This is a genomic window from Pseudomonas sp. 05T35 (genome assembly GCF_056396605.1).
Map to the genome: position 1 here is coordinate 1 of NZ_JBFTLU010000845.1, position 719 is coordinate 719.

The window sequence follows — 719 nt, forward strand, 5'->3', positions numbered from 1 at the left end:
CCATCCACGAGGTCCTGAGTTATCTGGAGCGGGTCGACCCGCATCTGGCACACGAAGCACGCCGGCGCTATGGCTGCCTGACTCCCTGGCAGGATGAGCCTGCGTTGTACGGCCACTTTGTTGAACGTGGTGGGCTGATGCCCTGCGAGCAAGCGGTGGTCGAGCAGCTCCATGACATGCTGGCCGAGCAGCTGGCCGGGCTTATCCACGACGACGAGGCGTTCTTCGATGCCACGCAAAACGCCCGGGTCGTTCGGGCGGCGGAACAATATTACCGAGCGATTTATCGAGGTTCGACCGCCTCGTGGAACCTGCGTGACCGGCACATGTTCGACACACTGCGGGGGTTGCTTGAGCACCGTGGCCATCGCGCCAAGGCTGTGGTCTGGGCGCACAACTCCCATATCGGTAATGCCGCTGCCACGGAAATGGGCTGGAAGGGGCAGTTCAATATCGGTCARCTRTGCCGCARCGCCTATGGGCGCGATGTSGTTCTGATCGGCATGAGCACCGACCGTGGCCAGGTGGCGGCAGCCGATGAYTGGGACGCCGACATGCTCATCAAGGACATCCGGCCGTCTCGTCCAGACAGTTGGGAGCATCAGTTCCTTAAAGCCGGTGTCCCCGCGTCTTTGACCGACTGGCGGGATCCCCTGCGCGAAGACTTGCGCAAGGCGCTGTCCGAGCCTCTGCTGGAGCGGGCCATCGGGGTGATTTAC

General features: G+C 62.6%; 1 protein-coding gene. It reads left to right on the plus strand.

Going from position 1 to position 719, the window contains the following annotated elements; all coding sequences use genetic code 11:
- Positions 1–719 (plus strand): erythromycin esterase family protein (locus AC1DH9_RS30240; RefSeq protein ID WP_477809467.1); only part of this gene is annotated, 719 nt, incomplete at both ends.